Source organism: Actinomyces sp. S4-C9 (genome assembly GCF_000758775.1).
GTDB lineage: Bacteria > Actinomycetota > Actinomycetes > Actinomycetales > Actinomycetaceae > Gleimia > Gleimia europaea.
Genome location: NZ_JRMU01000019.1, coordinates 51,131 through 67,699, shown reverse-complemented (window position 1 = coordinate 67,699; position 16,569 = coordinate 51,131). Strand labels below are relative to the sequence as shown.

13 protein-coding genes and 1 other RNA gene are annotated in these 16,569 nt (G+C 55.4%); 6 read left to right on the top strand and 8 right to left on the bottom strand.

Features of this window, described 5'->3' with window-relative positions; genetic code table 11:
• Positions 1–1,336: Ig-like domain-containing protein (locus tag HMPREF1628_RS07785; protein ID WP_034510603.1), on the bottom strand; the 1,336-nt coding region annotated here is incomplete at its 3' end.
• Between the two features lie 432 nt (positions 1,337–1,768).
• Here HMPREF1628_RS07785 and HMPREF1628_RS09305 point away from each other — a divergent pair.
• A complete protein-coding gene (locus HMPREF1628_RS09305; RefSeq protein WP_052039008.1) occupies positions 1,769–2,188 on the top strand; it encodes a 5-methylcytosine restriction system specificity protein McrC in 420 nt (139 codons plus the stop codon).
• Between the two features lie 646 nt (positions 2,189–2,834).
• Here the strand turns inward: HMPREF1628_RS09305 and HMPREF1628_RS07775 are convergent.
• A complete protein-coding gene (locus HMPREF1628_RS07775; RefSeq protein ID WP_052039007.1) occupies positions 2,835–4,244 on the bottom strand; it encodes an aldehyde dehydrogenase family protein in 1,410 nt (469 codons plus the stop codon).
• Positions 4,245–4,370: 126 nt separating this feature from the next.
• Between HMPREF1628_RS07775 and HMPREF1628_RS07770 the strand changes: the two genes are divergently transcribed.
• Complete coding sequence (locus HMPREF1628_RS07770; RefSeq protein WP_034510597.1) at positions 4,371–5,279, top strand: helix-turn-helix domain-containing protein; 909 nt, start codon at positions 4,371–4,373, stop codon at positions 5,277–5,279.
• 27 nt (positions 5,280–5,306) lie between these two features.
• Here HMPREF1628_RS07770 and HMPREF1628_RS07765 read toward each other — a convergent pair whose 3' ends face one another.
• Positions 5,307–6,758, bottom strand: coding sequence for an APC family permease (locus tag HMPREF1628_RS07765; protein ID WP_052039011.1), 1,452 nt, complete (start codon positions 6,756–6,758; stop codon positions 5,307–5,309).
• 13 nt (positions 6,759–6,771) lie between these two features.
• Complete coding sequence (locus tag HMPREF1628_RS07760) at positions 6,772–8,103, bottom strand: flavin monoamine oxidase family protein (RefSeq protein WP_034510593.1); 1,332 nt, start codon at positions 8,101–8,103, stop codon at positions 6,772–6,774.
• A gap of 257 nt (positions 8,104–8,360) precedes the next feature.
• On the opposite strand from HMPREF1628_RS07760, the gene HMPREF1628_RS07755 reads away from it, so the two are divergent.
• From HMPREF1628_RS07755 to ffs, 3 genes are all read left to right on the top strand, one after another.
• Positions 8,361–9,638, top strand: a complete 1,278-nt coding sequence (locus tag HMPREF1628_RS07755) for an AAA family ATPase (protein ID WP_034510590.1) — start codon at positions 8,361–8,363, stop codon at positions 9,636–9,638.
• Entirely contained in the window at positions 9,628–10,254 is a 627-nt protein-coding gene (locus HMPREF1628_RS08920) for an RloB domain-containing protein (protein ID WP_198030426.1), read from the top strand. The genes HMPREF1628_RS07755 and HMPREF1628_RS08920 overlap by 11 nt, the downstream gene beginning before the upstream one ends.
• 72 nt (positions 10,255–10,326) lie before the next feature.
• Positions 10,327–10,422, top strand: an RNA gene (gene ffs / locus HMPREF1628_RS08915) — signal recognition particle sRNA small type.
• A gap of 133 nt (positions 10,423–10,555) precedes the next feature.
• Here ffs and HMPREF1628_RS07745 read toward each other — a convergent pair.
• Both HMPREF1628_RS07745 and HMPREF1628_RS08745 read right to left on the bottom strand, forming a co-directional pair.
• Positions 10,556–11,848: a Fic family protein gene (locus HMPREF1628_RS07745; protein ID WP_034510585.1), complete on the bottom strand. Its 1,293-nt coding sequence runs from the start codon at positions 11,846–11,848 to the stop codon at positions 10,556–10,558.
• A gap of 225 nt (positions 11,849–12,073) precedes the next feature.
• The gene (locus HMPREF1628_RS08745) at positions 12,074–12,670 is read right to left on the bottom strand and encodes an ArsR/SmtB family transcription factor (RefSeq protein ID WP_052039006.1); all 597 of its coding nucleotides are present in this window, start codon (positions 12,668–12,670) and stop codon (positions 12,074–12,076) included.
• Positions 12,671–12,741: 71 nt separating this feature from the next.
• Here HMPREF1628_RS08745 and HMPREF1628_RS07735 point away from each other — a divergent pair, with 71 nt between their 5' ends.
• Entirely contained in the window at positions 12,742–14,061 is a 1,320-nt protein-coding gene (locus HMPREF1628_RS07735) for an MFS transporter (protein WP_232219418.1), read from the top strand.
• Positions 14,062–14,085: 24 nt separating this feature from the next.
• Here HMPREF1628_RS07735 and HMPREF1628_RS07730 read toward each other — a convergent pair whose 3' ends face one another.
• Both HMPREF1628_RS07730 and HMPREF1628_RS07725 read right to left on the bottom strand, forming a co-directional pair.
• Positions 14,086–15,303: an arginine deiminase gene (locus tag HMPREF1628_RS07730; RefSeq protein ID WP_034510580.1), complete on the bottom strand. Its 1,218-nt coding sequence runs from the start codon at positions 15,301–15,303 to the stop codon at positions 14,086–14,088.
• Between the two features lie 109 nt (positions 15,304–15,412).
• Complete coding sequence (locus HMPREF1628_RS07725; protein ID WP_034510578.1) at positions 15,413–16,558, bottom strand: acyl-CoA dehydrogenase family protein; 1,146 nt, start codon at positions 16,556–16,558, stop codon at positions 15,413–15,415.
• Between the last annotated feature and the right edge of the window lie 11 nt (positions 16,559–16,569).

The window sequence follows — 16,569 nt, the reverse complement described above, 5'->3', positions numbered from 1 at the left end:
CGTTGTCTGCCTTGTTGATCAGGTTAAGCTTAACGGGTTCGTTCGTGCTCGGAGTGACACTGTAAGATCCATCGTCGTTCTTCGAAACACCCTCACCAGTGATTTCATAATCGCCCCACTGGACCCCTTCAACCTCCGGGAGGTTGACTTCCGTGATGGTGAACGTCGTACCGATCCGGTAGCGCTTGGAGTTAACTCGGTTCTCTTCGCCTGCTGCGAACTCTAGGGTGTCCTCTTCGTCGTTGGCGATGTATTTTACGGTGTATTTCGTGTCGGAAGGAACTTTATCTGCTCCGCTACCTTCAATAGACTTTGCAATTGAGAACCTTGTGTATTCCTTGCCCGAACCAGTACCGCCACCAATTGCGGAGTACTCGAACGTGGCTTCCACGTCCTTGGCATTGACCTTTGCTGTGTTCTTATAGACGTCACCTTCGAAGGCTTGACCGTCCATCTTCGTCCAGTAGAGGACGCGGTACTGTATGCGCTTGTCACTAGGAACGTTTTTCACCGTTACGGTAAAGTTTGTCGAACCTTCTTTTGCGTTAGTTTCGAAGTTCGCTGGATCAAGGCTTTCCCAATCTTCTCCTTCAACGAAGGTGCCGTCATCAGCGACGTTGCGATATTCGACCTCCACGCCAAAGTCGTTAAGCTTATGGCGTTCAAAATCGGTGTTATCGACCACCGCGTCAGTGACAGTCACGGTGCCGTCTTCCGCGATCGTGTTAGGGAACTGGATTCCCCATGCAATCACGTTCTCGCCGATCTTGGTCCGAGCGCTGTACTTGTATGGCTCATCAGATGCGTGACCTCTACCCTTAGGGCCGATTCCGCCATCGCCTGGGATTGGAACGGGAACGATCTTGCCGTCGATAACGAAATCTGCTGTGTTGTCACCGCTCTCCTCATCGAGGGTTGCTAGGAACCACAAATCACCGCCGACGTCCTCCTTGCCGTTGACGAAGTCGGTCAGTGTGCAGGTTACGATTGGCGCTGGGTCATTCGTCACAACACAATTAGCAACGGTTTCGCCGGTTGCCTCGTCGGGAACTTCAAACTTTCCGTTAGCGTAATTAGAAAACTGTTTCGGCAGAGTCATACCGAAGGTCTCGCCGGCCTGCGCTCCGTTGGGAACGTTCCACTTTGCCGTGACCTTAACTTCGTCGTCGACGACAGCCTGGCCGCCTTCTTTTCCGTTGAACGTAACCTTGACGTCGGAAATTGCGTCAGGGTATGTGTAATCGGCTGCGTTAGCCGGGGTGACGCCAACCAAATATGACGCCACAAGAAGCAAAGTCGTAAACAGGGCTGCGAGCCTGCTCCTCGTAACTTGCATGCAGTTATCCTCCTGAATCGAAAAGCGCCCTTGCACTAGATCGAGTACTCTATTTGCGACAGCACGATGGTAGCGCACGGCCGCTAGTGCCGGTCAAGGAACCAAACTTTGGCCCGGGACCTTTACGTGTCTGCATTATACGATATTTTGAACGTACTCGCGAGGACGTCCTCATCCAGAAACTCCTAAAGTCAAAATCATGGACGAAGCCCAACTCGGCCGCGCAACCGGGATCAGTAGCAGCTCGCTAGCCAAGCTTGGAAAGAAGGAGCCGGTCCGCAAGGATGTCCCGACGAAAATCACATTCGTACTAGAGCGAAGAGTCAAGGCCCTTTTTCAAGGCCCAATCATACTCACAGAACAATGCTGACCTTGCCGAAAGTTAAGACCTTTCGATGCGCGTGGAACTAAAGACTGGGATAACTGGGAGGCATGCACAGTTCTGGGTACGACGATATCTGCAAGGTCAGCCAAATGATGCGGTTGATAAACATGGGCGGCTGGCATTCCTACTACAGAAATGCTCTCAACTTAAGCCTCGTCATCCTTGAAGCGTATGGATTCGACTACGGTGGAAGTCGGGACTCTGATGGGCTCCTGTTTAATATGTCTGGGCTACACGAAGATTTCGTGGTAACAATTCTCATGAGAGTTGCGCAACCCACCACTCTAAGCGTTCAAAAGAGCTTTGCCTCCAGTAGCTTCTTGCTAACTAAAGTCGAAATTAAGCTAACTTCAGACCTAACTATCCACCGCGGAGGAGCGATAGAAGCAATCCTAGATGGAAGTATAAGATACCTGATGCAAAGGATCTGTACCAGATCTATGCATGCATCCAGTTTGCACAGATGAACGATGCCTATACTAGGCTTACCATCCGTTCGAACTGGAGACGTGGTCGAGACGTTCGGCAGCCATCGGATCAGATATCTTGGTTTGATAGCACGTCGGCGATAAATGTCGGCGGACTTGTTACGAAGGTTATCGAGGCTAGGCGGTGGAGAGCGATTGCTACGCGGTCGTTGAAGCCAGAACCCGCTGAAGTAATCTGCGCTTACATCGAAACCGATTTAATGCCGATCCCGCTTCTTCGCCGCAACGGCTGTTGTTCCCGCACCTATGCATTCAAGCTCACGTTCCGCAAACGCACCTATTCTTTTTAACTCAGAGATTCGAGGCATATGCCATCTCGGGAAACGCAAACTTCGCTGCTAGCTCGAGGTATCCGGACAACTTCGGACCAAGTGGATCGTAGCGTTCGCAAACCGACTCGCTCAACCACGTCTCGCAAAGCTAGATACTTATTCATCGTTCCGCTCGATCTCGCGTACCCGCGATGATGGTAAGCAACAATAATCGGACATTCATAGTATGCAAGGAATACTTTGGGCGGACATCCCTAAACTTTCTCACCGCCGGCGCGTGTGCTACCGACAATAAGCGGCCCGGGACTTACCCAGGCCGCCTCTTCGCCTCCAACCGCTACAGCGGCAGCGCTTTAGCCGTTGATCACGTGCGGGCGGGCAACCGCCTTCAAGCCCTCAACCCCAAACTCCAAGCCGTAGCCCGAAGACTTCACGCCACCAAACGGCACGCGCGGATCCACCCCACCGTGAGAGTTAATCCACGTAGTACCAGCCACAATCCGCGCGGCCACCTCAAGCGCGCGATCCCGATCCGAAGACCAAACAGAAGAACCCAAACCGAAGTCCAACTTGTTAGCCTCAGCAATCGCCTCATCAATATCCGTGTAACGAATAACCGGAAGCGCCGGGCCAAACTGCTCTTGCACAACCAGCGGATTATCCGGGTCGATGTCCGCAACAATCGTGGTGGGGTAGAAATAACCCGGCGCGTCATAATCCGGATCACCGCCAAGAACCACCCGTGCGCCGCCCTTCACGGCCTCCTTGACCAGGCCATCCACAATGTCGAACTGCGCCTTATTCTGAAGCGGGCCCAGCACATTACCCTCCTCAATGCCCACACCCATCGGCATGGCCTTCGCAACCTCAACCAGGGCGTCAACAACCTCGTCATAAATCGAATCCGGCACGTACAAGCGCTTCATCGCCGCACACGTCTGCCCCGTGTTAATAAACGCGCCCCAGAACAAGCCCTCCGCGATGGCCTTCGGATCAACATCATCCAAAACAATGCCCGGATCGTTACCGCCCAGCTCCATCGTCAAGCGCGGCAAGTTACCCGCCGAAGATTCCACAATCTTCTTACCCGTAGCAGTGGAACCCGTAAACATGATCTTGTCGAAACCAGGATGCGAAGACATCGCCGCACCCACATCGCGACCACCCGACACAACGTTCAACACGTCCTTCGGCAAAACCGTGTTAATCACAGCAATGAGGGCGAGGACCGACAGGCGCGTGTACTCCGACGGCTTCACCACCACCGTGTTGCCCATGCGCAGCGAGCCCGCAATCTGCCAAACCGTGATCATCATCGGCCAGTTCCACGGGCCAATCGCACCCACTACACCCAAAGCGCGGTAAGTAATCGTTGCTCGGCCAGTCTCGTCATCCAGAATCGTCTCCGGCTCAAGCGGCGTATCCGCAGCAGCACGCAACCACGCCCCGCACGCCCCCACCTCGAAACGAGCATTCGGACCATCCAGCGGCTTGCCCTGCTCGCGCGAGAGGATGTAAGCCAGTTCTTCCGCATTCGCCTCAATCGCATCAGCCGCCGCGTGCAAAAGCTTCGAACGCTCCGCGTGACCCAGCGCCTCAAAAGCCGGCTGCGCCGCGCGGGCAGCCTCAACCGCCCTATTCAAATCGTCAACGCCATCAACCGGTGCAACACCAATAACTTCACCCGTGGCCGGATCTTCTACCTGCACGCCGTTGGCAGGGTCAACCTGGATAGAACGAAAAACATCAAAAGTGGAGGACATCGTTGTTACCTACTTTCAAAGGAGTTTGTACGGTTAGTATTACGAATGAGGAAGGGGCGTCCTTGACGCTCGGCGCACAAAAATTGACTGATTCTGCTTGCAAAGGCGCGAGGAGAGGAGTTAACCATGGAGCTGGACATCTCACAGTGGAGGGCCCGCTCATCCCAACAGTTCGGCAAAATGACCATCACGCCATACGCGGACAACTTCAAAGCGAAGCTCGGCCACGCACAAGTGGGCGACATTCACCTATTCGACATGACCACTCCCCCGCACCGGGTAGAACGCGGCGCCTCCTCAATCCACGACACCGACCCGCACACGTATAAACTCAGCCTCCAAATTGAGGGCCGCACCATCCTGAGCCAGTTTGACCGCGAATGTATTCTCGAGCCGGGCAACATGGCCATCTACCACTCGCGCGTGCCGTACACGCTGGACTACCCGGACGCGCAGCGATCCCTCGTCATGCAATTCCCGTCCGAACACGTCCAATTCCCACCCTCCGCCATCCAGCACATCACCGCGCGAACCATCAGCCGCGACGACCGCCTCGGCACCTTCGCCATTCCCCTATTCGAACAGCTAGCCGCAAACTTTGAAGCCCTTGAAGGCCCGCACGCCGGCGCCCTCCTGCACTCCGCAATCGACATTCTTGTGGCCGTCCTGGCCGAAGAACTCGCTAGCGAAGAAGAGCAAAAAACCGTCCTCGTTCGCAAAGCCATCGACCACATCGACAACCACCTGTCTGACCCCGACCTGGGGCCCGCCTCCATCGCGGATGCGCTCTACGTTTCCGTGCGTCACCTACACTCACAGTTCGCGGTCACCGGACAGTCCGTGGGCTCCTACATCAAAACCGCGCGCATGGAGCGGATCCGCCGAGACCTCGCCAACCCCCTCAAAACCGGCGACTCAGTGCGCGAAATTGGGGAGCGCTACGGCGTGATGTCACCCGCACACCTCTCTCGCATATTCAAAGCCGCGTACGGGGAAACGCCCCGAGAATACAGAAAGCGCATCCTCGGGGCGTAACCGTCAATATGGGAGAGCAGGAGCCTGCTACACCACCAGCTTTTGTGGGGCAACGCGCTGCTTGCGCAGCAAATACTCGCCCCACACCAGGCCCACCAAACCGGATCCGAGGACAACGCCAGGCATGATCCACACCAGCGAAGCCGGGCCGGTATCACCAATCATGATGTCGAAGTTCGCCAAAATCAACGCCGTCACAACCGCCAAGCCGATAGCCGCGAGCAACGGCGCGATGATCTTGGGGAACAGGCCGAACTCCGGGTGGTACTTCACCGACCAGCGCATGATCGCAACCGAAGTTACAGCCATCAGGAACACGATGCCAAAGCTCGCTGCATTAGTGAACCAGGTGAACAGGGTTAGCACCGGGTAAAGCTCACCCAGGTCAGACCCCTTGCCGGCCAGCGCGAAAACCGCAACAACCAGTAGTGACATCACGGTCTGCGTCAGCGAACCAACAATCGGAGCGCCCGAGGAGGTGGTGTCCGCAAACCTCTTCGGCAGCACGCCCGAGCGGCCCAGCGCAAAGAAATACCTTGCCGCCGCATTGTGAAACGCGAGGAGGGCCGCCAGGATCGAAGTCACAAACAGCACCTGGATAATGTTCGCAAACACCGGGCTGGCCTGCGCGATCCACACGAACACAAGGTCTGGCCCGTACTGACTGGCCTGCTCAATCACGTGCGAGGGGCCAATACCCACGGCCATCGCCCAGGCAGAACCCGTGTAAAACAGTGCCACCGTGAACACCGCGATGTACGTGGCCCTCGAAATCGTCTTTTCTGGGTCGCGGCACTCCTCCGAGTAGATCGCACCCGACTCGAAGCCCATGAACGCGGCCATTGTGAACACCAGCAGCACGCCAATACCCGGGGCCATAAACTGGGACGGGCTGAGCGGCTCCATGCTGATGCCCTCCGGTGCCGTGGCGAACCCGTATACCGAAACTCCCAGCACCACAATGAATTCCAAGGTCACGAGGACACCCAGAACCTTTGCCGAAAGGTCAATATTGCTCACCCCGAGTATCGCCACGACGAGCCATGCCGCGCCGCCCGTCACCCACCACGGCAAACTGATTCCCGTTAGCGACGCGATCACCGCGGACGCCGAGAAACCAAAAATACCGTACAGACCAATCTGCATCAGGTTGTAAGCAACGAGAGCGAGGACGGCCGCCGCAATACCCTGGCGCACGCCCAGGCCCTGCGAAACGTACTCATAAAATGCACCCGAGTTGCGGATGTGTGCACTCATGCGGCCGTAACCAACCGCGAAGAGGCCCACCAGCACACCAAAAGTTAGGAAGCTGAGGGGCACGCCCAGCAACTGCGAAACCGCATAGTTAGTGGGGGTGCCACCCGCAAGCACCGTGAGCGGCGCGGACGCCGCAATGATCATGAAGGCTACTCGAAGCGTTCCCAGCTTGCCCTGTCCAAGCGCCACATCTTGGCGCTGCGCCGCTTCAGTTTGCGTCATGACACCCACCACCTCAGCGAAGTTCGTTAATAACCGCACGCGCCACGCCAGTGCCCTTTTCCAAAGCACCATCAACGCACACGCCGCGCCAACCGTAGGCGTAGTCCGAACCCGCGAAGTACAGGCGCGAATCTACGTTGTCGAAGTGAGACCAGCCGTCCGTGAACTGACCCTTTCGGACCGTTCCCCAAGCCTGGCCAACCCACTTATCCGCAACCCAGTCATGCCCGGTGGTATCCACAACCTCGAGGTCCGGACGCCACTGGTTAACCACTTCCTGCGCATCCTCAACCGAGTTCAAATCGATATTCTTCGCGTTGTATCCAAAGCCAACGAGGATGGTGGTGTCATCATCCATGAAGTACTCAGAACGCAGAACCGAAATCTTGTGCGGCTTGGGCGCGTATCCGAGGAAGCGGTGGTGGCCCTTGATCTTGATCCAGATCTTTGCGCCCTCCGCGTTCCACTTGTCATTGATAACCTTTTGAATCGGGTCAGACAGTTTTGGCGTGAACTCAATGTTATTTAGGGCGCCTACCGGTGCAGTACAGATAACCGCATCAGCTTCAATGACCTCGCCCGCCTCAGTAGTAATAGTGACACCGTCATCGCGGTGATCGATCTTCACCACCGGAGTTTCAAGCCGAATCTCGCCCCTGAGGTCGTTTGCAATCCCGTTGTAAATCGACTGCATACCGTTCTTCAGCTTCCACTTCAGCGTAATATCTTCCATCACGCGATAGCGGCCATCCGAAAGCGCTCCCCACTGCTTCGCCATCAAAGCAGAGCCCGTGTACGGATCACCAATGTATCCCGCACACCAGAACGCGTCGATCAGGTCAATCGTTTCTTGATCAAAACCGGCCTCGCGCACAACATCAATCGCATTCTTGTAGTCATCCGCAATGAAGCGTTCGCGCAGCTCTTCCGGACCGTCAAAAGCGTCAGAGAGGATCCATAGAGGGTCATACGGGTTGGGGAAGTACTCCGCGCTATCGGCATGGGTTGCCTCGATCGCAGCGGTGAGCTTCTCATCAAGATCATCTTCCGTACCGCGCACCACCTTGCCCTCGGTGATCCAATGCGCATCATTGCCAGCCGGCGACGCCTCGATCTCTAGACGCTGGCCGTATCGCATGATCTCGCTCCAAATGTGCGCCTGGTACCAATGCACCCACGTTGCGCCAAATTCCAAAGGACGCCCCATGCGCTCCTCCGTGTATGCGCGACCGCCAATACGATTCGAGGCCTCAAGAACTACGTAATCGATCCCTGCAGTCTGAAGCTCGCGAGCCGCAACCAAACCGGCAAAACCTGCTCCAACTACAACAACTTTCTTTGCCATGATGCACGTCCCCACTTTCATCGTTGATTTGGATTGTGCTGTGCACGTCGTCGTGCTTGGGCATAACTATCCACGGCAGGAAGGGGCAAAAATTGGTTCACAGTGCAAGAAACTTGATTTTTAATGCTGAGCGGTTCCGAAAATCAAAAAGTTTCTCAAACACGGTCCGATAGAGACAATCGGGATTGATCTAACACAATCACGCGGATAGTATTGATGCAGAAAAACTGCGACATCTTGAATGCTGGAGGCGCGCTATGCTCAGGTCATTCACCGTAGAGAATTGGAAGTCCTACGACATCCCTACAGAATTTTCAATGATCGCAACACGCGAACGCAAACACGGCGAACGTCTAGCCCACACAAAACAAGGTCGAGTTCTACCTGTCTCTGCCATTTATGGCGCCAATGCTGCAGGAAAATCTACACTCATTGAAGCACTCGCCACACTACGCGAAATTATCATCGGAGCTCGCCGACCTGGCGCTCTCCTACCCGTTTTCCCGCACCTACCCTACGGCAATCGAAAACCATCGAAATTCACACTTGAATTCATTGTCAAAGAAACCACGCTTATCTACGAACTCGAAGCTGATAAGCAACACGTCATCTACGAAGCCCTGCTCATTCTCAAAGGAAAACAGGAAGAGTACATTTTCGAACGCGACGACAATGGAGTTTCCCTTTACGGCGCCCTAAACGACAACAAGCTGGCAACGTCCTACGCGAACGTAATCGCACCAAATGAAACCTACCTTGGGGCTATCGGATCAGCGCCAGCCATAAATGAGCCACTAGCTACAGCCGCATACGACTGGTTTAACCGCCACTTAATCGTCATTTACCCCCATTCAAAATTTGTTTACCTGCCGGCACGATTTGATGCAGACGAAGTATTCGCCGCAGCAATGAATGCTGGACTCACGCGCGCCGACACGGGCATCTCAGGACTGGCTCTTGAAGAGATGAACGCAAACGCGTTGCCCTTGGAAGACAAGCAGCTCGAGCAACTCACGGCCGACCTTGAACAGCAGGGAGGCTCATTCGTAATCGGAGGCGACGCGGGAGAATACGCCGTGCTTGACATACATGATGAACAGCCACGCATACGACGCCTCGTGGCCGACCACAGCACTTTCACCCTGCCCTTGCGCGACGAATCAGACGGCACCCAGCGATACATGAACCTCCTCCCCGTACTCTTTCAGCTCCAAGAAGAAGACTCACGCAATGTATTTCTAATCGACGAGCTTGAGAATTCAATGCATCCTAAGCTAGCCGAAGACTTCATCATGCGGTTCTTGGCTGATTTGGATCACGCCGATCGTAGACAGCTAATCTTCACCACACACGAAATCCAGCTTATGCGCTCCGACCTATTGCGACGCGATGAAATCTGGTTAGTTGACAAAGAGAATGACCACTCTGAGTTAACACGAGTCTCGGACTTCTCAGGTATTGGCGTGCGGAAAGATTCTGACCTGCTCTCTTTCTACATGTCGGGACGTTTGGGTGGTGTTCCACGTGGCTCTTAAGAAAACCCGTGCCCGAAGCCAAAGACGATCATCTCAAACCGGATTCCAAAAACCGCGAGAAAAGTTCTATGCATGTGCAGAAGGGAAAACGGAACAAGCCTACATTAGAGCTCTTCTGGATTATCGCCACCCACGAAGCTTCACTCCAGAGTTCATAAAAAGTAAATCATCACTCTCTAATCTCATCGACGACGCAAGGCGCGCGGCGAAACATGCCGCAAAGAACTCTTGCATCTGGATCATTTGCGACGTGGATGAGAACGAGACACACAAAGACAAGCTTGAACTTTGGTTAAGCGAATCTCCCACTCTCCACCGAATAGCCATGCAATCGCCTGCTATAGAGGGATGGTTTCTCCAACACTGCGACAAACCGTCACGCCCGTCGACCAGCCAGGCCGCACTCGACCAACTCATCGCGCAATGGCCCGAATATGTCAAAGGGAAAGAGATCCCGAAATGGCTAATCCAAAACACAGATATCGCTAAGAAACGAGAAACCGACTACCTGCGCGGGCGCGTCAGTAACGAGCCGTTCCCTGCGCCTGGTTCGTCTCAGATGCCCGATCTGATCGATTACCTAGATGAGCTTAGTTCGAAACGAAACTCTTCCTGAGCGCGCAAGCATCCTGCGCGCTACCTGGCCGCGGCCTCCTTTTGTATTCGACCCGCATTTGGGTAAAATGAGAATGATCCCTCGCGTGACGGTATCACCCGAACCTCCCCAGGGCCGGAAGGCAGCAAGGATACGGTAGCTCTGCCGGGTACGTGAGGGATCCTTTTATATTCAAACCGTCCGCGAGCTCAACCAGACCTCGAGTTCAAGCCTGCCAACGAGTTCGAATCAGCCCACGAGGCTGGCGTGATTCCTCCCGAGAGTTGTCGCGCTCAACTACGAGGGAGCCCCGGTGTCATGCTCAACTACGAGGGAGCCTGGGAACCTGCCTCACAGGTTTGCTGACTCGCGTATCAAACTGGGTTGACGCAAGCTGACGCTCGCTAAGCGTTACAAGATCTAAAACCTCATTCGCAATAAACGCCGTAGTTCCACGCGCAATCGAACGAGTAGAAAAGATACCCGCGTCAGCTAGCTGGGTTAACGCCTCCGAAGCATTCTGAACCGACAAGCCATAAATCTGGCTGGCCGTCTTAACCGTCAAAACCGGAGTGCCCGCAAGGCGCCTCAAAATCCGCGCCACCCCCGAATCTGAACGCAACGCGCGCGTGTAACTATTAGCGGCCCGGAAAGCCTCAAGCCGCTCACGCCACTGCTCAGCCAGTAGCAACAGTTCTGCCCGCAGATCCTCAGCCTGCGTCACAGCCTCATCCACCGCCCTCGAAAATATTCTTATCCACTCAGCGATTCGCCTAGCATTCTCGGGCGCTTCAGGTGACCCATCGAAACGAAGATCGTTCAAAGCGGCTACATACTGTTCTCGAAATGTTGCCAACACGAGGCTAACCGGCAGCAGGCGACTTGAAGTGAGGCCGCGGCGAGTCAAAACCGTATGGATCAGCGCACGCCCGACACGCCCGTTGCCATCAACAAATGGGTGGATAGATTCAAACTGCGCGTGAATTAGCGCAGCCTGCACAAGTGGGCCGTGCGTCGCACCGTTCAGATAGGACAACAGGTCTTCCAACAGGTCGGGCACGAGACCTGGCGCCGGCGGCACGTATTCCGCGCCGATTGGATGATAGTTCGATGTTCCCACCCAGTTTTGGACCGTTCGGATCCCAACTGCCGGATGATCAGCTCCCAGTAGCGCTCTTTGCAGCTGCTCTAAATCGGTGACGGTAACACTTTGCGATCGAGCAAGGCTATCCGATGCCTCTCGAACCACCGTCATATTCCGGGCGACGAGCTTCGCCGCATCCGAGATTCCTCGAATATCCTCTGCTTCACCGATCTCTGCCAAAGCGACCTGTTTCGCCGCGGGCGCGATTCCTTCGATTTGCGAGGATGCGATGGCTTCGGAACGCAACAAGAAGCGGGACAAATCTTCAAGCTCCGTGATGCCATCTGCCTGCGCTAGGTCGAGGACGCGGCGCTCAACAGCAGCGATCTCCTCGCTAAGCTGAGGACTGATCGAGACTTGAAGCGTTGTTAACCGGTCAGGCAAGTAATACCAGTACGATCCGCCGCGCCTGTTAGCTCGTCCCGGGAGGGTGGGGTCAGCTTCCCATTTAGCTTCAGTGAAGATACCCATGTTCACCCTTTCCGCTTATCCATTAACAGAGTCGCCAGATTATCACCTTTAAGGGTTAAACATGAATAGAAATCGATTTTCTGCACTTTTAGCGATTAAACATGAACAGCAGATCCGCACATTCACTTTTACGCACTAACGAGCGCAACCAGTCCGGCTACCCATCAAACCCGCACGCGGCCGACTCGACACCAAGCCGGGGCCTCGAACATAAAAGGAATCCGCCTACCCACCCTGCTCTATCACCGGAAAGTAATCAACACTCACATATACACGTTCGGTGTTTTGCAGCGTTTCTTCGCGTTCGCTCGCATCGGCAAGATGCTTCTTATGCTCGTCATTTTGGTTCATCGCACGTTCCAAAACACTGCGCACCCCTGCAAAAAGCTCGTTCTTTTGCTCTTCGGTTAGACGGAGAACATTTTGAAAACCAAAGACAACATCATCTCCGCCAGGAGCATTTGCGGCTGCCGCGCGATAGCGACTAACTACCGACGAGTTGCCAACCGAATCATAAAGCTGCTCTATAACAGCGCCCAGATCCCGGCCACCAGCTTCAGTGGAAGAATCAACTTTGACGCCCCCTCCCGCAACGCGATACCAAGTCTCACGCGCGTCGCCACCCGGAGCATCAAACTTTTCAACAATTCCTGCTTTTGCCAGTTCGCGAACATGATAAGACACCGAGTTCGGCGCTTCCCCTAGCGCTTGCGCCAGATCACTCACGCGGGCGCCCTCATCATGAAATGCAAGCTGGTACAAAATATCCATCCGCTTTGGATTTGCCAGCGTCTTTAACAAAACTTCGCCGTTAGTCGCCATAAATAAACAATACAGAATATTTTGCGCAAGGTTTCTTGCGCAAACTTATTTGCTGATCTATGGTTGTTGCCATGAGCATCAACGAAGCAACCCATACAAAATCAGAGAACACCGCGGCAGTGAAACCTTTACACCGCAATTCGGACTACCTGAAATGGTTCGTTTCAGACGTCGCGGCAGACGCTGGGAACGCGATAAGAGCTTTCGCTATGCCCCTCATCGGGCTTGCAATCACCGGATCACTCAGCCTTGCCGGAGCCATAGGCGGCGTTTCAATGATCAGCTCCTTACTCATGTACTTGCCCGGAGGAGTAGTGGCCGACCGTGTTGACCGAAAGAAACTACTTGTGGTTGGGCACGGGCTCGGCGTCTTCATTTGGGCAAGCGCCATACTTGCCTACCTAACCGGCAACCTCAACACGGCCACTTTGTTCGCACTTGCGGCACTATCCGGTCTACGCAGTGGATTCTTTGGCGGAGTCTCCATTCCCGCGCTACGCCAACTCGTACCGGGCGAGCAGCTACCGCGCGCCCTCGCCGCTAATCAAGCGCGAGACGGAGCCATACAGATGGCTTCAGGCCCGGTGGGAGGATTTCTCGTTGCCCTCTCGGTCTGGGCCCCATTTGCAGCGCAAACCATCGGACATGCTATTGCCTGGTTTTTCTCGCGCACTATCAAAGCTGACCTGAGGCCGGGCAGAGCACAAGCCTCAAATGCAACGTCCTTATCAGAAGGAGAAGCCGACGCAACCACCGAAGCACTTCACGTGCGTGATCAGATCACGGGAGGCTTCAGATGGTTGAAACACCACCCGACCATCACAACTCTGACCGTACTCGTCGCCATTACCGCCGCTGCACTCAATGGAACCATTCAAACCCTCATCTTGAGTCTTGCCGCAAGTGGCGCAAACGAGGCTCGGATTGGACTTGTATCCACAGCTATCGCTGTTGGAATGATCATCGGATCGCTAATAGCAGGGCGAATAACTAGCCGCATACCCACGGGAAAACTAGCCATCGCCTCCCTAATTTTTGAGGGCGTGACGCTCACTCCCCTGCTTGTGATCGACAACTTCTACGTGGTTCTCATGTTTGTGGCGATCGCAGCGCTGAGTGTTCCCCTATTTAATTCCGCCGCATCGGGGTGGTCCATCGCGCAAATTCCAGAAGATCAAATCGGATCCATCGGAGCAGCAGCCGGCCTCATCAACGCCGGGCTTTTACCTCTTGCACCGATTATGGCTGGAGTTGGACTTGACGCATTCGGATACACCACCACATTGGCGATGTTCATTGCCTTGAACTTGTTAGCCGGTTGCGCAACCGCGCTCCTGCCCGAATTTCGTAGGGTTGGGATCCCTTCCGAGTGGGGGATTACAGGGCGGTAACACTGGATTCCGCGGCCCGGCACACTAGGCCGGGTCGCGCGATATTGGGCAAGACATGCAGCGCGGGCCTCCTCGGCCACGGCCAAGCTCCCCACCGGGAACCGTCAAAACCTCAACGCCCTGCGCTGAGAGGAACTCGTTGGCAGCCTCGTTCCTGTCATACGCAAGCACCACCCCAGGGCGAACCGCCAGCAGATTACACGAATCATTCCACTGGCCCCGCTCCGCATTTGGCCCCGTCTCCGGCGTCGAAATGAACCGCAAATCCGGCTCCCCCAACGCCTTCGCAAACACGCCATGCATATTCGCCGCATCCTCCACGCGCACATCCAAACCACCACGCGTACCCCGGCGAATCACAACCGTATCCAACAGTCCCAAATGCTTGTACACCATGAACGTGTCCGGCGAAACCATCGTCATCACCGTATCCAAATGCATCTGAGCGCGCTCCTGCTGCATCATCACGCCCACAACCGTATGTACATCCGGATCCGCAAACACGGCCTGCGCCAAGCCTTCCAACCCGGCCGGCGTTGTGCGCTCCGACAACCCCACAAGCAGAACGCCCCTGCCGGGCACCAGCACGTCGCCGCCCTCTACCGTGGCGTCACGAACGCTCCACCGCGCCCAAAACTTGAAATTCTCGCCCACAAACCGCGGATTCCAGCCATACACCGCGTTATAAATAATCGTTTCGCGCCGCCGCGCCCTCATCTGCATCGCATTAACCGACACGCCCCCATACATCCACATCGACGTATCGCGCGTGAAATACAAGTTCGGCAAACACGGCGCCACCAAATCATCGCCGTGGAAACGGTGAAAATACGTTGATTCAACGTGGCCAAGCTCGTCTTCAAGCTCCCGCTTGGTCAGCCCATCTATCAGCAAATCCGCCAGGTTATCACTGCCCAACCCCGCCGCATATTCACGCAACGCGCTCGCCGCACTCACCCCGAAATAGTCATCCAAAAATGCCGCATCTACCGCGTACTTTCGAGCCTCCTCATTGCGCAGCGCCTCTTTCAACAAGTCATTCAAATACAGGGTCTTCACACCCTGACTAGCAAGCGTTTGCACAAACGCGTTGTGATCGCGCCTCGCCTGCGACAACCACAACACGTCATCGAACAACAGTTGTTCAATATTCGAGGGCGTCAGCCGGTCCATCTCTTTACCCGGCCGGTACACGATCACCTCGCGCAGCTGCCCAACCTCAGAATAAACACCTAGCGACATCACTAACTCCTTCGGCTTCCTCTATCTTTGCGCAAAAACCGCGCCCCCGCACCGCATGTAAACAAAAGAGGGGACCGGGCAGGCACCCGATCCCCTCAACAGGCGGAAGCTACTTAGACTTGGGCCCCAGTAGCATCGCCGCCCAACCCGAATACACCGACTCGGCATCCGACGGTTGGAACAAGCCCGCAACCACATCACGATAGAGGCGCGAAAGCTCCCTGGAGTTGTAGTAAGACGAACCACCACACGCGCGAACAGCCTGCTGCACCGAGAACAACGCGGCCTCAGCAGCGCGATGCTTGACTGCCGAAAGCTGTGGCAACCACAAGAAACCGCGATCCTCGAACGCCTCAAACGCGTTAGAAATGTGCTCAATATGCGGGTGGATGCCGTCCATCTCCACGGCTGCCGTGGCGATGATGCGGCGAATATCAGGATCATCCGAATACGGCGCATCGTTCATAACCGAACGACGCTTCTTCACCGTCTCTACCGCAACCTCAACTGCGCGATCGCCAATACCCGCGTAGGTTGCAGCCAGCAAAATCTCAAAGTTTGCGTAAATGCCGAGGAACACCGGATCGAGCGATGGCCCCTCGTCAATGCGCGCAAGCACCGCGTCCTCATCCGCGTGAGCACCCTCAAGCACCGTGGAGTTCGACTGCGTGGCCCGCATACCCATCGTGTCCCAGTCATCCAGAATCTGGAAGCCACCGCCCTCGCGCGACAACAGTGCGAACACCGACTTCGGACCATCCTCTGAAGCGGAATCGCGCCCAAACGTCATCAGCTTGGTCCACGCCGGAGCCAGCGAAGTAAACACCTTCTTGCCGTAGAACGAGTAGCCGCCCTGGCCATCAGGGCGCGCCTCGGTGAGCGAACCGAGTAGCACGCGGTCATTGGCCGGCTCTGAAATACCGAAGCCGTACAGCTCGCCCGCAGCCGCGCCGCGCAGAATCTGCTCGCCCTTCATATTGCCGCGCGAAACCATGTGGCGCCCCAAACCCACAATGATCTGATGCATATTGATGCCCAGCGCCGTGCCCGGAGCCGCCTTCGCTAGACGCGTCTGTTCCCTGGCAATTTCCGCGAGCGTAAGACCAGCGCCGCCATACTCTTTTGGCACAAATGCAGCGTAGTAGCCGGCCTCTTTTAGCTCTTCATAGTCTTCAAACGGAAACTCGTTCTCCCGATCATAACGGTCCGCGCGCGAATGGATGCGCTCTAGCAAATCCTCATTGAGGAAACCCAATTTGAACTCCT

Coding starts and splice junctions, on each gene's coding strand:
- HMPREF1628_RS07770 (WP_034510597.1), top strand. CDS start 4,371: ATGGAGCTGGACATCTCACAGTGGAGGGCCCGCTCATCCCAACAGTTC.
- HMPREF1628_RS07775 (WP_052039007.1), bottom strand. CDS start 4,244: ATGTCCTCCACTTTTGATGTTTTTCGTTCTATCCAGGTTGACCCTGCC.
- HMPREF1628_RS08745 (WP_052039006.1), bottom strand. CDS start 12,670: ATGGCGACTAACGGCGAAGTTTTGTTAAAGACGCTGGCAAATCCAAAG.
- HMPREF1628_RS07765 (WP_052039011.1), bottom strand. CDS start 6,758: ATGACGCAAACTGAAGCGGCGCAGCGCCAAGATGTGGCGCTTGGACAG.
- HMPREF1628_RS07735 (WP_232219418.1), top strand. CDS start 12,742: ATGAGCATCAACGAAGCAACCCATACAAAATCAGAGAACACCGCGGCA.
- HMPREF1628_RS07755 (WP_034510590.1), top strand. CDS start 8,361: ATGCTCAGGTCATTCACCGTAGAGAATTGGAAGTCCTACGACATCCCT.
- HMPREF1628_RS07730 (WP_034510580.1), bottom strand. CDS start 15,303: ATGTCGCTAGGTGTTTATTCTGAGGTTGGGCAGCTGCGCGAGGTGATC.
- HMPREF1628_RS09305 (WP_052039008.1), top strand. CDS start 1,769: ATGCACAGTTCTGGGTACGACGATATCTGCAAGGTCAGCCAAATGATG.
- HMPREF1628_RS07760 (WP_034510593.1), bottom strand. CDS start 8,103: ATGGCAAAGAAAGTTGTTGTAGTTGGAGCAGGTTTTGCCGGTTTGGTT.
- HMPREF1628_RS07745 (WP_034510585.1), bottom strand. CDS start 11,848: ATGGGTATCTTCACTGAAGCTAAATGGGAAGCTGACCCCACCCTCCCG.